A 17,111-nucleotide genomic window follows, 5' to 3' on the forward strand; every position below is an offset into this window, starting at 1 on the left:
GACCTGTTATTAAGATGATAAACGATATCCCCGCGAATTACTGGCGCGCTGGCGACACGGTCGATTGATGCTGCGCACTGTCGGTTTGCTGCGGCGCGACGGGCTGAGCGGCCTTCTCTTGCGACGGAAAATACAGCGGGCCTTTCAGACCGCATCCCGTCAGAGCAAGCAGCGCCAGCGCAAGGCACAGCGGCTGAAATTCTTTCTTCATGGTATTAATGACCTGTTATTCATAAACGCATGCTCTCTATAATCGCAGGTGGATCATGAAAATCAACAGGAATCGAAAAGAACGCACGCGAGAAGCGCCGCCCGCGCGGCGGATTGATAGCGGCCGCACAAAAATCGCCGGTCGATGCGGCTAAAGCCGTCCCTTAGCGCGCCCGCGCCGACGACATGCGCCAGCGCTGCCCGAGCAACACGCAGGCCATCCCCAGCAGGATAGCCACGCTGCTGAGATTGACCCACACCCAGCCCTGGGCGGAAACCATCATCGCGCCGACGGACAGCGAGGCCAGCATATTGGGCAAATACGTGAGCAGAGAATTAATCCCCTGAATCTTCGCCTTATGCGGCGAATGCGCAAACGCATTGAGCAGAAAGGTGCCGCCATTAAACATCAGCGCCCAGCCGATGCCCGACAGCATCAGCGCCGCCAGAAAATGCCAGAAGCCCTGGCCGGATAACGCGACCAAAATGCCCAGCACGCTGCTGGCCAGCCCGATAATAATAATGGTGCGCGGCGCGGCCCGCGCGCCCCAACGCGCCAGCAGCAGAGAGGGCGCATACATGGCGATAAAGTGCCACTGCAGCACCGTGGCGCTGCTGTCGATGGAGAAATGATGGTGATGCATCGCCAGCGGCGCGGCATTCATGCTCAGCGTCATCACCACAAAGGCGATAGCGCAACTGGCGGTGCCGGCGAAGAACACCCGACTTTTCAGCGCCTGGGACAGCGGCGGCGGATTAGCGGAGACCGGCGCCGGCTCGCTCGCCGGCGGCAGCCGCAGGCAGGCCTGTAGGATCGCGGTAACGCAACAAATCAGTCCGGCCGCGACAAAGCTGCCGAGAAAAGGATAGTCGGCCCAGCCGTCGGCGGCCTGGCTGGCGGCCAGCGGGCCGAGAAAGCCGCCCAGGATCCCGCCGCCGATCACCCAGGCGATGGCGCGATTTTTCTCATGGGGATCACGGTAAATTTCCGCGGCGGCAAAACGGTAATAAGGATTAAAGGCGCTGGACATACCGAGCACAAAGGTCGCCAGCAGCAGCAGCGGAAAACTCTTCGTCACCATCGCCGCGCCGGCCAGCGCCGAGCCCGCCAGGCCGACCAGCGCGCCGATGACGAAACCGCGCGCCCGGCCGTAGCGCGCCATCAGCGAGGAGACGAAATAGATCATTACGGCGGCGCCGCACACGGTCGCGGTAATCGGCAGAGTGGACAACGCGGGAAGCGGCGCCAGCATCACGCCGGCCAGCGTAGAGGTCAGAGTCATCAATGAAATAATGCTGCCGGTCAGGCCCTGGCCCAGCGCCAGCAGAATCAGATTATTGCGCAGTGTCGCAGACATCACGAAACGCCTCCCCGACATCAGGGCCGATAAAAGTGAGGCGGATCGTCGGCCCCACGCGCAGAACGAACAGAAAGGCAGGTCGTTATTGAATTTGTAAACGCTGCTGCTGCACCGCCGGGGTTTTCGCTTCGCTGAGCGGCGTCACGCACAGCTGGGAGAGCGCGCTGCTGCGGAACGGAATAACCTGGGTGCGGCCATCAAGCTGCACAATCTGATAAAACTGCGGCAGGTTGAAATTAATAAAGCTGGAGCCGTAGGTGAAACGATCGTGCGAGGAGGAATAGAAGCGGCTTACGTCGCGAGCCAGTTCTTCCTTACTGCCCTCACAGTGGTGATACACTTCAACCCGATTGGACTCGTCCAGAATATAGATATTAAAGCCCTGATTATCATTGAGGTCTTCAAAGAAGAACTGAATAATGCCCTCGCTGGCGAAACCGTCCACCACCGGCGGCAGGTGAACATGGTTGGTTTCGATCTGCACCGGCAAGCCCTGCAATTTATTGTTCGAAATCGCGCCGTAAAATTCCACCGCGTTTTCCAGCTTCTGCACCGAGACGCTCAGCCGCTCGAAGAACAGCCCCCAGGTCTGGCCGGCCACTTTCACCGCCTTGAAGCGACCCGGATCCTGACGCGTACTGGTCAGGCGCAGTTCGATGCACTCGGACACCAGTTGCTGCACCCGCGTGCGGATCAGCCCGCGCAGATGCTGGCTGTAGCAGAATACCTCCAGCGACTCCGGCAGCGCGGCGTCCTGATGCATCTTGCCCAAAATGGTTTTCAGCGCCTCAAGCACCGCCTGTTCGCCGTTGAAATGCAGCGTACGCACTTCATTCCACGAGTTGCGATACAGCAGATCGATACTGCCGACCAGGCACTGCTGCTGCTGGCCGAAGCTGAATACATCCAGCTGGCGAAAATCGAAGTGCACCACCTGATTGCGGAAAGCGGCGGTCGGATCGTGTTCCAGATTAACGATAATCGCCAGATGGCGGATTTCGCACGGGCTATAGAGCGCCCTGGGCGTGGGCGCCGGCACGCGCAGCGGGAAGTGACTCGATACGTCGGCCACCAGCGCCTGCAGGCGGGTAATATCGCACAGTTTACTGCCCTTGATATGCAGCCGCGTGGTCGGCGTCAGCAGGCCGTTAAAATAGGCCCAGGCCACCAGCTTGTTCAGATAGCGGTTATATTCCAGCGGCTGGTGGCTGATAATCGAGTCCATCAACGGTTCCTGATTATACAGGTACCAGCCGGAGCGGTTCGCCCGGCCAGGCGGCACATAAATAAACGTCAGATTGGGTTCGGACAGATCGGGCGAGATCTGTGGGTTGACCAGCGTGACCTTGCCCGGCAGCGCTTCAAAGGCGGCGTACAGTTTGCGGGTCAGCACCCCGATATCCTGCGGGCTGGCGCTGACGCTCAGATTGTTGCGCCGCGCGAAACGAATCAGGTTGCGGTAGGTTTGCATCATGGTGTCGAGCAGCTCGTTGTGCGCTTCGCGCACCTGCTCGATTTTCCAGTTGGCGCGATTATCCAGCATCGCCAGATGCGGCTCGCTCCATCCCCACTCTTTCACCAGTTGATTAAGGATCTGGCGCCGCCAGCCTACGCAGGGGCTGCGCTCGTGCGACAGTTTTTCGCACACCTTCAAATAAAAGCAGCGCCGCACCAGATCGAGCCGGGTAAGGTCGTTAATGCTGGTCAGATAACGCGTTACCCGTTCCAGCATCATGCAGTAAGGATCCAGACCGAAAGAGACGATCTCGCCGTTGTGCAGGTGGCGTTTGATATCCATCGCCAGCAGTTGCGTATCCGGATATTCCCAGGAATAGGCTTCCAGCAGCAGCGTCTTCAACACCGCCTTATAGGGCGAGTCGATGCTTTTATAGAGCTGCCACAGGCTGGCGCCAAAATACTCTTCCGCCGACAGCGTGCTCAGGCCGCCCAGATCGAGCCATTCATTCGGCGCCAGCGCGCCCTGCGCATACAGCGACAGCACATACTCGTCGTAATGGCCTTCTTCTTCTACCGGCACCATATTCCACAGAATCCGCTTGCCCGCCATGCGGACCGCCGTGCGGTAGAACTCATCCAGCAACAGGATGTGCTGCGTGGAGCCGCAGTCCTCGCCGCCCAGGCTACCGCTTTCGTTGTGACGAAAGCGATTTTCATCCATCAGAAAAAAGCTGACTTCCACGCCCTGACTTTCGGCCCAGGTTTCCAGCAGCGTACACTTTTGCTGCAGACGCTGACGCTCATCGTTATCCAGCCACGACTGATGACAAACCCAGATATCCAGATCGGAATGGCAACTCTGGCCGATGGAGGAAGTGCTGCCCATGGAGTACAGGCCGGTGATGGGGAATTCGCCTTTGCCCTGCGGCGCGGCCAGATCGTCCGGGCTCAGGTTCAGGTGGCTGAGGTAACTTTGCTGGCTTTCATCAGGCGAGTGGGTGCAGATGCCGTGGGGGACGTTACCTGCAAGGTAGCCTGGCATCAACGGGTGATGATAATGTAATAAAGTCGGCAGAAGGCGATAGACCTGCTGGAAAGCGGGCTTCATCGCTGCCAGTGCGCGATCGACTCGTAACTGATTGATCGCGTCCAGCCTCTGCTTCAGTGTCTCGATGTAGAAGTACAAGACGTTTCGCCTGATTTATCCCAGTGCCTAAAAAAGAACCCCGTATTTCCTGCCAGGCCAGTAATGATATTAGAAGAATGTCTGGCACAGAATTGCTGGAAACGTGATCAATCTAACACCTCGCAGACAACGCGTAAAGCAAGATAGTTGCCCCGCGCGAAGCGTGAATTTTCCGCCGCGCGCGGGCCGCGCCCGCTTTGCCGTCCGCTTTCATCCGCCGTGCGCGCGCCACTCATCGCGCAGACAGACTGCTTATCTTTTACGCCCCGGCCAGAAACTGACACTCGCGCCTTATCAATGATAGGATTAGGGGCAAATGATAAAACGGTACCCGGTATGTTAGACAATATTCTCAAAATTGCCACCCGGCAAAGCCCTCTGGCCTTATGGCAGGCACAATATGTCCAGCAACAATTAGAACGCTGCCATCCCGGTCTGCGGGTCGAACTGGTGCCGATGGTGACGCGCGGCGACGTGATTCTCGACACCCCGCTGGCAAAAATCGGCGGCAAAGGGCTGTTTGTCAAAGAGCTGGAACTGGCGCTGCTGGACGGCAGGGCCGATATTGCCGTGCACTCCATGAAAGACGTACCGGTCGCCTTTCCGCCCGAACTGGGTCTGGTCACCATTTGCGAACGCGACGATCCGCGCGACGCGTTTGTGTCCAACCGTTACGCCGGCCTTGACGCGCTGCCGGCCGGCGCCTGCGTCGGCACCTCCAGTCTGCGCCGCCAGTGCCAGCTGCGCCGCCGGCGCCCGGATCTGATCGTTCGCGATCTGCGCGGCAACGTCGGCACCCGACTGGCCCGGCTGGACGGCGGCGAATACGACGCCATTATTTTAGCGGTGGCCGGTCTGAAACGTCTGGGCCTCGGCGAACGAATTCGCCGCCCGCTGAGCGTGGAAGAGTCGCTGCCCGCGGTCGGCCAGGGCGCGGTCGGCATCGAATGCCGCCTGCAGGACGCGCGCACCCGCGCGCTGCTGGCTCCGCTCAATCATCGGGCAACCGCCCTGCGCGTCAGCGCCGAACGAGCCATGAACACCCGACTGGAAGGCGGATGCCAGGTTCCGATCGGCAGCTACGCCGAACTGCAGGGCAATCAACTGTGGCTGCGGGCGCTGGTCGGCGCGCCGGACGGCAGCCTGATGGTGCAGGGCGAGCGGCGCGGTCCGGCCGGAGAGGCGGAGCGGATCGGCATCGAACTGGCCGATGAGTTGCTGGCGCGCGGCGCGCGCGAGATCCTGCACGCCGTTTATCAGGCGTCGTCGCCCCAATGACCATTCTGGTCACCCGTCCCTCGCCCGCCGGTGAACAACTGGTCGACCGGCTGCGTCGACTCGGCAAGTCCGCCTGTCACAGCCCACTGATCGAATTCGCGCCGGGCCGCGAACTGTCGCTGTTGCCGGCAAAGCTGGCGGCGATGCGGCCCGGCGATCTGGCGTTCGTGCTGTCGCAGCACGCCGTCGAATACGCTCATCCATGCCTGCAGCGCGCCGGGCTCGTCTGGCCCGCCACGCTGCGCTGGTATGCGGTCGGTCGCGCCAGCGCGCTGGCGCTGCACAAGGTCAGCACTCTGCCGGTCGCCTGGCCCGAAGGGCGCGAAAATAGCGAGACGCTGTTGCAACTGACTGATTTACAAAACCTCGACGGACGGCGGGCGCTGCTGCTGCGCGGCAACGGCGGACGTGAACTGCTGGCCAGCACGCTGGCGCAACGCGGCGCCGCGATCAGCTACTGCGAATGTTATCAGCGCAGCCCGGTACACTACGACGGGCCACAGCAGAGTCAGCGCTGGCGTCAATTGGGAATTGATACGCTGGTGATAACCAGCGGTGAAATGCTACAACGGATCTATACTTTAGTTCCTGATTACTATCGTACTTGCTGGTTACTGAAATGTCGGCTGATCGTGGTAAGCCAGCGTCTGGCCGACCAGGCCAGCCAGCTTGGCTGGCTGGATATCCGGGTGGCCGATAACGCCGATAATGATGCGCTGCTGCGCATACTACAATAAACCTGATCATGGGATGAACCATTATGACGGAACAACATACCCCTTCCCCCCCTTTATCTGAAGAAGGGACTGACGCCGCTCAGCAGCAGGAAAAGTCCGCGACGACAGGCACGCCAACAAAAGAAAAACGCAGCGGTGCGGGAACGGCGCTCGGCATTGTCGCGATCCTGATCGCGCTGGCGCTCGGCGGCGGTCTGTACTATCACGGCCATCAGCAGGCGCAAAGCCAGGCGGAAACCATCGCCGGGCTGCAGTCGCAGCTGTCCTCGCTGCGGCAGAACCAGCAGCAGGCGCAGGAAAACTGGCAAACTCAGCAGCAACAGCAGAGCACCGCGCAGGCAGAGACCGGACGCCGCATCAATGATTTGACGCGCCAGTCGGAAGAGCTGAGCAACAAGCTGGCGACGCTGTCCAGCCATGAAAACAAAACCTGGATGCTGGCGCAGGCCGACTTTCTGGTGAGACTGGCCGGACGCAAACTCTGGAGCGATCGCGATGTCACTACCGCCGCGGCGCTGCTGAAAAGCGCCGACGCCAGCCTGGCCGATATGGACGACCCCAGTCTAATCGAGGTGCGCCGCGCCCTGACGCACGATATCAATACCCTCTCCTCGGTGAGCCAGATCGACTTTGACGGCATTATTCTCAAGGTCAACGAACTGTCCAATAACGTGGATAACCTGCGGCTGGCCGATAACGACAGCGACGAAGCGCCGATGGATGAGCACAGCAGCGAGCTGTCCGCTTCGCTGAGCGAATGGCGGCAGAATCTAAGCAAGAGCTGGCACAACTTTATGGCCGATTTCATCACCATCCAGCGCCGCAACGACACGGCGGAGCCGCTGCTGGCCCCCAACCAGGATATCTACCTGCGCGAAAATATCCGTTCGCGCCTGCTGATCGCGGCGCAGGCCGTACCGCGCCATCAGAACGAGGTGTACCGGCAATCGCTGGAAACCGTCTCTACCTGGGTGCGCGCCTGGTTCGATACCAGCGACGCCAGCACCAAAGCCTTTTTGGATCAGCTGGATGAACTGAGCCAGCAGTCGGTGGCGCTGGATGTCCCCACCGAATTGCAGAGTCAGCCGCTGCTGGAAAAACTGATGCAGACGCGCGTGCGCAATCTGCTGGCCGCGGCGCCGCATAATCCGCAGGAGGGATAATAATGTTACGCATCCTATTGCTGTTCATTATCCTGATTGCCGGTATCGTGGTCGGTCCGATGGTGGCGGGTCATCAGGGCTATGTGCTGATCCAGACCGCCAGCTACGACATTCAGACCAGCGTCACCGGGCTGGTCATCATGCTGGTTCTGCTGCTGGTGATAATGTTTGCGCTGGAGTGGGTGCTGCGGCGTATTTTCCGCACCGGCGCCCGTACACGCGGCTGGTTTCTCGGCCGTAAACGCAGCCGCGCGCGCAAACAGACCCGCGCCGCGCTGCTCAAACTGGCGGAAGGCGACTACCGGCAGGTAGAAAAACTGATGAGCCGCAATGCGGACCACGCCGAACAGCCGGTGGTCAACTATCTGCTGGCCGCGGAAGCCGCCCAGCAGCGCGGCGACGATTTCCGCACCCGTCAATATCTGGAGCGCGCGGCGGAAGTCGCGGATACCGATCAACTGCCGGTGGATATTACCCGGGTGCGCATCCAGTTGGCACGCCACGAAGATCATGCCGCGCGCCACGGCGTCGATCGGCTGCTGGAAGTGGCGCCACGCCATCCTGAAGTACTGCGTCTGGCCGAGCAGGCTTTCCTGCGTACCGGCGCTTACGGCGCGCTGCTGGATATTTTGCCGGCGATGCGCAAAGTGCAGATCCACGACGACGAAGAATTGCAGCAGTTGCAACAGCAAGCCTACATCGGGCTCATGGATCAGGCGATGGCCGACAGCGGCAGCGACGGGCTGAAACAGTGGTGGAATAACCAAAGCCGCAAAGTACGCCATCAGACGGCGCTGCAGGTGGCGATGGTGGAACACCTGCTGCAATGCGACGATCACGACACCGCGCAGCAAATCCTGCTGGACGGTCTGAAGCGTCAGTATGACGAACGTCTGGTGCTGCTGATGCCGCGACTGAAGGCCGGCGATCCGCAACAGCTGGAAAAACAGCTGCGCCAGCAGATTAAGCAGCATGGCGATACGCCGTTGTTGAACAGCACGCTGGGGCAGTTGCTGATGAAACACGGCGAATGGCAGCAGGCCAGCGAAGCATTCCGCGCCGCGCTCAAACAGCGGCCCGACGCCTACGACTACGCCTGGCTGGCCGACGTGTTGGATCGCCTGCGCCAGCCGGATGAAGCGGCGAAAATGCGTCACGAAGGGCTGCTGCTGACGCTGAAATCCAACCCGGAATAGCTCTGGCGAGACGGGCGGCTGGCGTTTTGCCACGTCGGCCGTTCAGGCGCCGCCGGAAAAGGCCGTTCCGCTCCGGCGACGCCATCGCGCTTTTCTTTCATCTGTCCCCCGCGCCTCAGTCCCCCTTTCCCGCCGCCGCGCCCGGCGACGGGCAAAAAAAACGCTTGCCGTCATGGCAAGCGTGGAAAAATCAGGTCTGTAAGACAAAAGATTGGCGCCTTATTCAACGTTGTGTCCAGAATCCGATGGAGCGCAAGTCTTCATCGGTCGGCGGACGCCCCGGGCACCCTAAATTGGCTCTGCGTCATTCCCGGATTTATGAAGCCGAAGCAAACATAGGAAGTGGAATGAGCATCTACAGGCAGATTATTGCATAGTCTGTGCCAGTTTATCGACACGTCGCCGCTGCGCGCAGAAAAATTATCATTACCAATTGAAAAATAAAAGATTTCACAATTTTATCGCCGTTACCAGCCGCCGTCGGGCCGGCGCGCAGGAGAGCGGCAAAGCGTCACCATTCAGAGACAAATAATAGAGCCGGCCAATTTAGCATTATTTTTCATGGCGTTAAATGTCTCTGTCTGGAGACAGGCGGCCGGCGCAGTGTCGCCGGATAACAACAACATCGTGCAGGTATTCAGCCGGCGGCCAGCTGTTCCAGCGCCTGACGCGCCATCCGGTACAGGTAGTGCGCGGTGGGGAACAGCGCGCGATCGTCGACTCGGAATTTCGGATGGTGCAAGGCATAAGGCCCGCCGGATCCCACCATCATAAAAGCGCCCGGCACCTTCTGCTGGTAGAAAGCGAAATCCTCGCCGATCGGGCTGGCCTCAATACGGCGCGCCTCAAATCCTTCGGCGCCGGCCACCTCAAGAGCGAGATCGACCCAGCGGGCGGTATTGACCACCGACGGCGGTCCGGCGTGCCAGATTAGTTCGATATCCGCGCCGAAGGTGGCGCCCAGCCCGCTGACAATCTGGCGAAAACGCCGCTCGATTAGCTCGCGCGCCGCCTGGCTAAAGGTTCTTACCGTCCCTTCGACATAAGCCGTATCCGGGATCACATTCCAGGTGCTGCCGCTGTGCACCTGAGTGATCGACACCACCGCATTATTGTCTGACGGCAGCGTGCGGCTGATGATGGTCTGCAGCGCGGAAATCAACTGGCCGAGAATAACGATCGGATCGTTGCCTTCATGCGGCTTCGCCGCATGGCAGCCCCTGGCGGCGATCTTGATTTCGAAGCGATCCACCCCAGCCGTCAACGCGCCGTCCTTTCCGCCAACCACGCCGACCGGCAGCGTCGGGTCGTTATGAATGCCAAAAATCATCGCGGCCTGGTCAAGCACGCCCGTAGCAATCACCGACGGCGCGCCCAGCCCGGTTTCTTCCGCGGCCTGGAACAGGATGCGCACCGTCCCTTTCAGCGCCGCTTCCGCCTTTTTGAGCAGAATCGCCGCCCCCAGCGCCGCCGATGCATGGAAATCGTGACCGCAGGCGTGCATCACGCCCTGATTCCGCGAGACGAACTCTACGCCGGACTCTTCCTCTATCGGCAACGCATCGATGTCGGCCCGCAACACGACCAGCGGCCCGTCCTGCAATCCGCCCACTTCGGCCACCAGACCGGTTTTTAACGGCAGATCAAGGATGCGGATCTTCTCTTTTTCCAGCGCCGCGCGAATTTTGTCGGTGGTGGCGAACTCCTGGTTCGATAGCTCGGGATGCTGATGCAGATCGTGACGAAATGACTGGATAAACCGGGCCAGCGGCTCGTGCTGAGCACTCACTTTCATTATTGTTACTCCACATTCTCGGGTTGCGCCGCGCCGGCGCAATAAGGCGCAGGCGTCGGCATGCAGGATATCCGCTTTGGCCAAGCTTAACGTTGTTGGCAACGGGTGTCACCGTCGCGCGCCGTATTTGTCCGGCGCGCCGACGATAACCGCCAGACCTAATGTTTATTCAGCCGTTTTTCCAACTGACGAGTAATGCGCGAGATGGGGTAGCAATAAAAAAAGAAGAACAACAACAGCGTAAAATACACCAGGATAGTGAAGTCGATCCGCGCCACGGTATTGCTGGCGATCGTGGCCATGTCCACCACATCATGCACCCCTACCAGGGAAGCCAGCGAGGTGCTCATGGTGATGCTGGCATAAACATTCATCCACGGCGGCAGCATCCGGCGGACGCACTGCGGCAGAATGACGTAGCGAAAAATCTGTCCGCGGCGGAAGGCCATCGACTGCGCGGTTTCCCACTGCGCGCTGGGAATGGACAGCACCGCGCCGCGAAAAATCTCCGCGATAATGGCGCTGGCCGGCAGGCCGAGCCCAATCACCACCTTGATCCAGTCGGGAAAAGGAATATACCAGTGCAGCAAAACGATTTCGAAAGGGAAGACATAGGTGGTGAAATAAATCAGCACCAGCACCGGCGCGTTGCGAAACGTCTGCACCCAGAGCTGGGTCAGCGTACGCAGCAGGCGCGAGGGCGCCAGCGACAGACTGCCCACCACCAGCCCCAACAGCGTGCCCAACAGCATGGCCAACGCGCTGATGCCGATATTGACCCCAATGCCCTGGAACAGCGCCGGCAACCAGCGCCACAGTTGGGTTACGGCGAACGGCGCGCTGTCGGTGAACGCCCAAAGCAGATTAACCGCGATGATCGCCAGCAGCATGAGAAACCAAAAATCGGACAGCGCCGCAGCGATGAGCGGACGACTGCGGGCCGGCCGCAGGATATTTTTTACGACGACATCATTGACCATAACCCGGCATCCTCAAATGATTTTCCAGCCATCTGCCGGCCTTGCTGACCAGCCAGGTCAGCACCGCGAAGTAGATCAGGATGAGTAAGATCAGCTCAAGCACGTTATCGCGCTGCGACCAGATCATAATCGACTGATAGGTCACATCGCCCACGGCTATCGCGGAGGCGATGGCCGTCATCTTGACCAGATCCACCAGATTATTGATCAGCGACGGCAGTGCGAAACGCGTCGCCAGCGGCAACTGCACATACCAGAAAATTTGCCGGCGGCTAAAAGCCATTGAGCGGGAAGCCTCGAGCGTGATTGACGGCACTGCTTCGACGCCGGCGCGCAAAGCTTCGGCATGAAACACCGCCTTATGAATCGAAACCACCAGCACCACCCACATCAGCGGCGAAATAGGGCTGCTGCCCTGCCCCAGCTGCTGACTGATCAGCATATTGAGCACCAGAAAAGCGCAGTACAGCTGCACCAGCGTCGGCGTATTGCGTACCAATTCGACAAAGGCGCCGACCGGCGCGCTCAGCCAGCGCATCTGGCTGGTCAGCGCCGCCGTAATAATCACGCCGGCCAGCAGACTGAACGGAATGGTCAATATACAGAGTTCAAGGGAGACGACCATACCGCTGAGAAACGCCGCCCGGTCGATCGGGTCCAGCACGAATGAATAGTTGAGCCCCAGCACTTTAAAAAACGCCACCAGCTCGTTCAGGAAATCGTGAACCATCGCCATCTCCTTTGCCGTACCGTCGCCGCCGTCTTCATTGCGTTATGTTCCTCCGTCGCGCTGCATGTTGAACTCAGGAAACCGGTTCCGGCGGAGCGGCGTCGTACTCGCCGCGCTGCGCTTTGCCATTGGCGTCGCGGAAATACTCGTCCGGTACGCCGTACTGTTGCCCCAGCTTCAGCAGCGAGCCGGAACGGTGCCAGTCGCGGATCACGTCATCGACGAACTTGCGGGTATCGGCTTCGCCGCGTCGGGTCCAGATTACCGTCGGCGAAGGAATCAGTTGATCGGGCGTTCCCAGCCGGTAATCCTGCCACTGTGACGCGCTTTCCCCGACCAGCACCTGATGCATGGCCGGAGAAATATGCACCGAGGCGTCGCAGGTTCCGCCCTTCAGCGCCAGCAGCGATTCCGGGATCCCGCGCAAACCTTTAACAATAGCGCCGTACTCCTGCAGCGGACGGGTGAAATTACTGCCCTGAGAAACGCAGGCCACCTTGCCCTTTAAATCCTCCCAGCGCTGGACGCTGCTGTCTTTTCGCACCAGCGCCGCCCCGCCGACAAGATTATACGGCGTCGGGGCATAGCTCAGCGCCTCGCTGCGCTCCTGGGTCCACTGAATATTGGCGATCAGCAGGTCGACCTTACCGGACTGCAGGAACTGCACGCGCGTCGAGGCGGTGACCGGCACCACCTCCAGCGTCACGCCCAGCCGCCGGGCGATATCCCGCCCCAGATCGGTCTGAAAACCGCCGATCTTGCCGGTTTTCTGATCGAGCAGACCGAACGGCGGGGAAGCGCCGTCCACCCCCACCACCAGCTTGCCGCGCGCGTTGATCTTATCAAGCGTGGCGTCCGCCAGACTGAGCGAGGAAACCAACGGCAACAGGACGACCGCCAGTGCCGCGCGTAACAGGACATTCTTTTTCTTCATGCGATTGCTCTTTTCGCCAGTGATTCGTTTCGCCCGTAGCCCGTCCCGTCCCGCCAGCGACCGGACGGGCCGCTTATGTCCGTCAGCCGTTCGTGGCGCTGAATTTTGTATGCAGCTCCTGCAGCGCGGGCTGCGGCGGCGTTATACCCAACCGGCTTTCCGTTTCGATCAGCCATCCGCTGCGGTGCCAGCCCTGCACCACCCGATCGACGGCGGCGATGGTGTCGGCCTCGCCTTTGCGCGTCCAGACCACTGAATCCGCCGGCAGGATCTCATTCGCGATCGGGGCGTGATAATCGGCCCATTCGCCGCCCTTGCGCACCAGAGGCTGCAGCAGCGTAGAATCGTGCACCGCCGCCACGCATTGCCCGCCTTTCAGCGCCAGCAGCGAGTCGGAGGAGCTCTTGTAGCCTTTAGGCAGCGCGTCGTAGTCGGCCGCCAGCGGGCGGGTGAAGCTGCTGCCCTGGGAAACGCAGACGTTTTTACCGCGTAAATCCTCCCAGCGGGCGATGCCGCTGTTGCGCAGCGTCAGCGCGGTGCCGCCGACGCGATAAAACGGCGTCGGCGCATAGCCCAGACTCTGCGCCCGTTCCGCATTTAGCTCCATAGAGGCAATCAGCAAGTCCACCTTACCGGCGATCAGAAACTGGGCGCGGGTCGCGGTTTGCACCGGCACCAGCTCTACCTCAACGCCCAGATCGCTGGCCAGACGGCGCGCCAGCTCCGGGTTCCAGCCGGTCATCTGTTTGGTGACGGGGTCAATCGAGCCAAAATCCCCGCCGTTGATCATCACGCCGATAGCCACCTTGCCGCGGGATTTGATTTTATCCAGCGTAGCGTCGGCCTGAACGCCCACCGGTAATAACGCGACCAGCGCCAGCGGGATAAACCATTTCCGCCACGCCGTTTTCTGACGATATTTATTATTATCCATCGAGTGTGCTCATTATCCATTATATTCAACAGAGAAAAGATATTTCACCGATTCCCATACGCTGTGAAATCATTATTTATGCTATAGATAGTCAGAGTTTTTCTGAAAACCAAGCGACGAATAGCTAATTCATCGAAAAATATAAACACGCCGCGCGGTCAGCCGATAAAAAATCACTCCGTCTGCTTTATTGCCAGCGCCCGATCGTCCTCATTCAGCCTGACCCCCTCGGTCAGCCGTTTATAATAAGAGTGGCTGGTATTTAACGCGCCGATAGGGTTATGCGCCAGCACTCTGTCTTTGACAATCAGGTAGGTGACGGGCGCCGCGGAATGTTTAATAAATAACGAGTCATGACCTACGCACAGCCCGCTAATAACGTTCAAGTCCGTATTTTCCTTATTGCATAATTCCGCCTGCATGATGGGATTGCACATGGCTTCATACTGACCCGGCTGAATCTTATCCCGATCCGCAATTCCCACATTGCACTTATCCTGCGCGCCGACTTTACATAACACGCCAAAGGCCTGCAGACCGTTAGCGCGCAGGATGTCGGCAAAGACCCTGTTTTCCTGAATCAGGCCGGCGCACGAGGCGATGCCGATTTTACGCGCGCCGATTTTTTTGGCGAAGACAATGATCTCCTCCACGCGCGTCAGCTGGCCGTAATATTGGCCCTCCACCTCGGCGGAGGCATGCATAATCTTCGTCACCAGCGGATCGCCGGCGTACCTGGCCAGACTGTCCTGCAGCAGGTCGTCGCTCTTCGGCGCCGTAGTCAGACATTTTCTCGGGAATTCATTATCATGACGATAACAATTGAGAAAATTACATTCTGTACAGCTAAATTTATTGGCCACCAGACAACTCCATAAGACATGGCGTAAGTTTCCCTATAAAGTAAAGGGGAAACGTCGTTCTGAAAACCAACGATTCTGCATTTCGATAGTCTAAATATGGCAATCAAATAAACACGGGATATTTTCAGACGCAGGGCGAAAAGAAGCGATAAATAAAACGGCGATAGTATTATATGGAATTAAGTATGCCGAATAATTCTAATACTCATCGTCGTTCACGCCGCAGGGGCGCAGCCTGCCCCGAATCGCTTACCTGAGTAAAGGTATCGGGATTAATGAGAAACATCCGGTCTTTCACCGAAAACCGGCCGCTGGCTGATCTTCCTGCCGTTCGTATTATTTATGTTTATGTGTATATACACAAAATACGCTTTGAATATCTGATATTGTCGTTTGACTCATTCCTTTATCCATGCGGAAGATAGCGCTACGGTTTACCGTTTAGCTAAGAATTAATGACATTAAAACAACATCTATTATTGCCGCGCTGTCCGCTATCGCCGACGGGTTTCAGTCGGCTGAGCCGATGTCCTGAGACCAGAAAAAATAACCCGTTCACCCGGTCGATAATAATCTGAGACGCAATCTACGTAAAAGGAATCCCCGATGTCCACATCCACCCTCTACCGACTTCAACCACAGGCGCTGACGCCCCGGCAATTGCAGGAAGAATTGAATGCAACAGCGGAAATAGCCCTGCTCGACGTCAGAGAGCATGGTTTATATACCCGCGGGCACCTGCTGCTGGCCGCCAATGCGCCGCTGTGGCGACTGAACCTGCTGATCGGCGATCTGGTGCCGCGCCTTTCCACGCGCATCGTGTTGACCGACGAGGACGGCTCGCTGCTGGAACAAGCCGCCAGCCGCCTGATCAACCTTGGCTACCGCAATCTTGCGCTGCTGAGCGGCGGCACCCAGGCCTGGCGGCAGGCCGGGCTGGAAATCTTTATTGATGAAAACGTCCCCAGCAAAGCGCTGGGTGAAGTCGTTGAGATACAGGCGCATACGCCAAACATAACGGTAGAAGAATTGCGCCAGCGCCAGGCGAATGGCGAAAAATTGGTGATTGTCGATGGCCGGACGCCGGAAGAGTTCGACAATTTCAGCCTGCCCGGCGCCCACAATGTTCCCAATGGCGAGCTGCCCTACCGTATCCGCGAGCTGGCGCCCGATCCGGAAACGCTGGTGGTGGTGAACTGCGCCGGACGCACGCGCAGTATTATCGGCGCGCAGACCCTGATCGACGCCGGCCTGCCGAACCGGGTGGCGGCATTAACCAACGGCACCATGGCCTGGCTACTGGCTGACCAGCCGCTAAATAAAGGGCGGCGGACCAGGCTGCCTCAACCCGGCGCCCAACACCTTAGCGCCGCCCGCGAGCAAGCGCATCAGCTGACGCAGCAGGCCGGCCTGACGATCCTTGATGCGTCCGCGCTGGCCGCGCTGCGCGTCAACCCCGCGCGTACGCTGTATCAGTTCGATACCCGCACGCACGACGAGTATCAGGCCGGCCACCTGCCCGGTTTTCGCTGGGCGCCGGGCGGCCAGCTGGTACAGGCGACCGACCATTTCGCCGCCGTGCGCGGCGCGCGCATTGTGCTGGCGGACTGGGACGGCGTGCGCGCCCGGCATACCGCCGTGTGGCTGCAGAGACTGGGCGGATTTGAGGTCTATCTGTACCAACCTGCGCCGGACGCCGAACTGGAACAAGGGCCGTCAACGCCCCGCATACTGCAAGATGCCGCGCTGACGCCGGCGCCGGAAATTACGCCGCAGCAGTTGCAGCCTCTGCTGGAACGTCAGGCGGCTCAGGTCATCGATGTGGATAACAGTCTGCACTTCATTCGCCGTCATATCGCCGGCGCGCGCTTTATCGCCCCGCATCGCCTGCTCGAATGGCTGCCGCGGCTGGCGGCGGCAGACGCTCCGCAACAGTGGGTGTTAACTTCGAAGGATGGCGTTCTTGCCCGCCTGATCGCCAGCGCGCTGCAGAGCTACGCGTTTAACGCTGCGGCGCTGAGCGGCGGCAACCAGGCGTGGTTCGCCGCCGGCCTGCCGACCGTCGGCGGCGATGAGGATATTCTGACCGGGGAAGAAGACCGGCAGCGCAACGGCTACAGCGTCAGCGATCCGGTACGGCGCAATCGCTTATTCCGCAACTATCTGGAGTGGGAAATCGGCCTGGTGCGGCAGTTGGGGCGTCCAGGCGGCGAGCTACGCTTTAACCTGCCGCAGCAGGAAGAGCAACAGCAGTCGACCGTAAACGCATACCCGCGCTAAAGCGGG

General features: G+C 59.5%; 14 protein-coding genes. 5 read left to right on the forward strand and 9 right to left on the reverse strand.

The features are described from left to right. Positions 1 to 37: 37 nt before the first annotated feature. The 3 genes from lptM to FJU30_RS21855 all read right to left on the reverse strand — a co-directional run bounded on the left by lptM (position 38) and on the right by FJU30_RS21855 (position 4,215). On the reverse strand, positions 38 to 211 hold the full coding sequence (lptM, locus tag FJU30_RS21845; protein ID WP_150437091.1) for an LPS translocon maturation chaperone LptM: 174 nt from the start codon (positions 209 to 211) through the stop codon (positions 38 to 40). A 163-nt stretch (positions 212 to 374) separates the two neighbouring features. After that, a complete protein-coding gene (locus FJU30_RS21850) occupies positions 375 to 1,568 on the reverse strand; it encodes an MFS transporter (RefSeq protein WP_150437092.1) in 1,194 nt (397 codons plus the stop codon). Positions 1,569 to 1,653: 85 nt separating this feature from the next. Then, the gene (locus tag FJU30_RS21855; RefSeq protein ID WP_150437093.1) at positions 1,654 to 4,215 is read right to left on the reverse strand and encodes a class I adenylate cyclase; all 2,562 of its coding nucleotides are present in this window, start codon (positions 4,213 to 4,215) and stop codon (positions 1,654 to 1,656) included. Between the two features lie 336 nt (positions 4,216 to 4,551). On the opposite strand from FJU30_RS21855, the gene hemC reads away from it, so the two are divergent. The 4 genes from hemC to hemY are packed head-to-tail and all read left to right on the forward strand — an operon-like array spanning position 4,552 to position 8,589. Then, positions 4,552 to 5,493, forward strand: coding sequence for a hydroxymethylbilane synthase (gene hemC / locus FJU30_RS21860; protein ID WP_150437094.1), 942 nt, complete (start codon positions 4,552 to 4,554; stop codon positions 5,491 to 5,493). Beyond that, positions 5,490 to 6,230: a uroporphyrinogen-III synthase gene (gene hemD / locus FJU30_RS21865; RefSeq protein WP_150437095.1), complete on the forward strand. Its 741-nt coding sequence runs from the start codon at positions 5,490 to 5,492 to the stop codon at positions 6,228 to 6,230. Before hemC ends, hemD begins: the two co-directional genes overlap by 4 nt. A gap of 23 nt (positions 6,231 to 6,253) precedes the next feature. Next, positions 6,254 to 7,393 carry a uroporphyrinogen-III C-methyltransferase gene (hemX, locus tag FJU30_RS21870; RefSeq protein ID WP_150437096.1) on the forward strand — a complete coding sequence of 380 codons (1,140 nt, stop codon included), beginning with the start codon at positions 6,254 to 6,256 and terminating at the stop codon, positions 7,391 to 7,393. Positions 7,394 to 7,395: 2 nt separating this feature from the next. Beyond that, positions 7,396 to 8,589: a protoheme IX biogenesis protein HemY gene (gene hemY / locus FJU30_RS21875; RefSeq protein WP_150437097.1), complete on the forward strand. Its 1,194-nt coding sequence runs from the start codon at positions 7,396 to 7,398 to the stop codon at positions 8,587 to 8,589. Positions 8,590 to 9,226: 637 nt separating this feature from the next. Here the strand turns inward: hemY and FJU30_RS21880 are convergent. From FJU30_RS21880 to FJU30_RS21905, 6 genes are all read right to left on the reverse strand, one after another. After that, positions 9,227 to 10,384 carry an amidohydrolase gene (locus tag FJU30_RS21880; protein WP_150437098.1) on the reverse strand — a complete coding sequence of 386 codons (1,158 nt, stop codon included), beginning with the start codon at positions 10,382 to 10,384 and terminating at the stop codon, positions 9,227 to 9,229. A 158-nt stretch (positions 10,385 to 10,542) separates the two neighbouring features. Next, complete coding sequence (locus FJU30_RS21885) at positions 10,543 to 11,364, reverse strand: amino acid ABC transporter permease (protein WP_150437099.1); 822 nt, start codon at positions 11,362 to 11,364, stop codon at positions 10,543 to 10,545. After that, the gene (locus FJU30_RS21890) at positions 11,354 to 12,094 is read right to left on the reverse strand and encodes an amino acid ABC transporter permease (protein ID WP_150437100.1); all 741 of its coding nucleotides are present in this window, start codon (positions 12,092 to 12,094) and stop codon (positions 11,354 to 11,356) included. Before FJU30_RS21890 ends, FJU30_RS21885 begins: the two co-directional genes overlap by 11 nt. A 73-nt stretch (positions 12,095 to 12,167) precedes the next feature. Further along, entirely contained in the window at positions 12,168 to 13,028 is an 861-nt protein-coding gene (locus FJU30_RS21895; protein ID WP_150437101.1) for a transporter substrate-binding domain-containing protein, read from the reverse strand. A gap of 82 nt (positions 13,029 to 13,110) precedes the next feature. Further along, on the reverse strand, positions 13,111 to 13,962 hold the full coding sequence (locus FJU30_RS21900; RefSeq protein WP_150437102.1) for a transporter substrate-binding domain-containing protein: 852 nt from the start codon (positions 13,960 to 13,962) through the stop codon (positions 13,111 to 13,113). A gap of 173 nt (positions 13,963 to 14,135) precedes the next feature. Continuing rightward, entirely contained in the window at positions 14,136 to 14,825 is a 690-nt protein-coding gene (locus FJU30_RS21905) for a DUF1847 domain-containing protein (RefSeq protein WP_150437103.1), read from the reverse strand. Between the two features lie 606 nt (positions 14,826 to 15,431). On the opposite strand from FJU30_RS21905, the gene FJU30_RS21910 reads away from it, so the two are divergent. Further along, positions 15,432 to 17,105, forward strand: a complete 1,674-nt coding sequence (locus FJU30_RS21910) for a rhodanese-like domain-containing protein (RefSeq protein WP_150437104.1) — start codon at positions 15,432 to 15,434, stop codon at positions 17,103 to 17,105. The last annotated feature ends 6 nt before the right edge of the window (positions 17,106 to 17,111 follow it).

This window comes from Affinibrenneria salicis (assembly GCF_008710095.1).

Bases quoted from the DNA above. Each gene is read 5' to 3' on its own strand.
- lptM (WP_150437091.1), bottom strand. From the start codon at position 211: ATGAAGAAAGAATTTCAGCCGCTGTGCCTTGCGCTGGCGCTGCTTGCT.
- FJU30_RS21850 (WP_150437092.1), bottom strand. From the start codon at position 1,568: ATGTCTGCGACACTGCGCAATAATCTGATTCTGCTGGCGCTGGGCCAG.
- hemC (WP_150437094.1), top strand. From the start codon at position 4,552: ATGTTAGACAATATTCTCAAAATTGCCACCCGGCAAAGCCCTCTGGCC.
- hemD (WP_150437095.1), top strand. From the start codon at position 5,490: ATGACCATTCTGGTCACCCGTCCCTCGCCCGCCGGTGAACAACTGGTC.
- hemX (WP_150437096.1), top strand. From the start codon at position 6,254: ATGACGGAACAACATACCCCTTCCCCCCCTTTATCTGAAGAAGGGACT.
- hemY (WP_150437097.1), top strand. From the start codon at position 7,396: ATGTTACGCATCCTATTGCTGTTCATTATCCTGATTGCCGGTATCGTG.
- FJU30_RS21880 (WP_150437098.1), bottom strand. From the start codon at position 10,384: ATGAAAGTGAGTGCTCAGCACGAGCCGCTGGCCCGGTTTATCCAGTCA.
- FJU30_RS21885 (WP_150437099.1), bottom strand. From the start codon at position 11,364: ATGGTCAATGATGTCGTCGTAAAAAATATCCTGCGGCCGGCCCGCAGT.
- FJU30_RS21890 (WP_150437100.1), bottom strand. From the start codon at position 12,094: ATGGTTCACGATTTCCTGAACGAGCTGGTGGCGTTTTTTAAAGTGCTG.
- FJU30_RS21895 (WP_150437101.1), bottom strand. From the start codon at position 13,028: ATGAAGAAAAAGAATGTCCTGTTACGCGCGGCACTGGCGGTCGTCCTG.
- FJU30_RS21900 (WP_150437102.1), bottom strand. From the start codon at position 13,962: ATGGATAATAATAAATATCGTCAGAAAACGGCGTGGCGGAAATGGTTT.
- FJU30_RS21910 (WP_150437104.1), top strand. From the start codon at position 15,432: ATGTCCACATCCACCCTCTACCGACTTCAACCACAGGCGCTGACGCCC.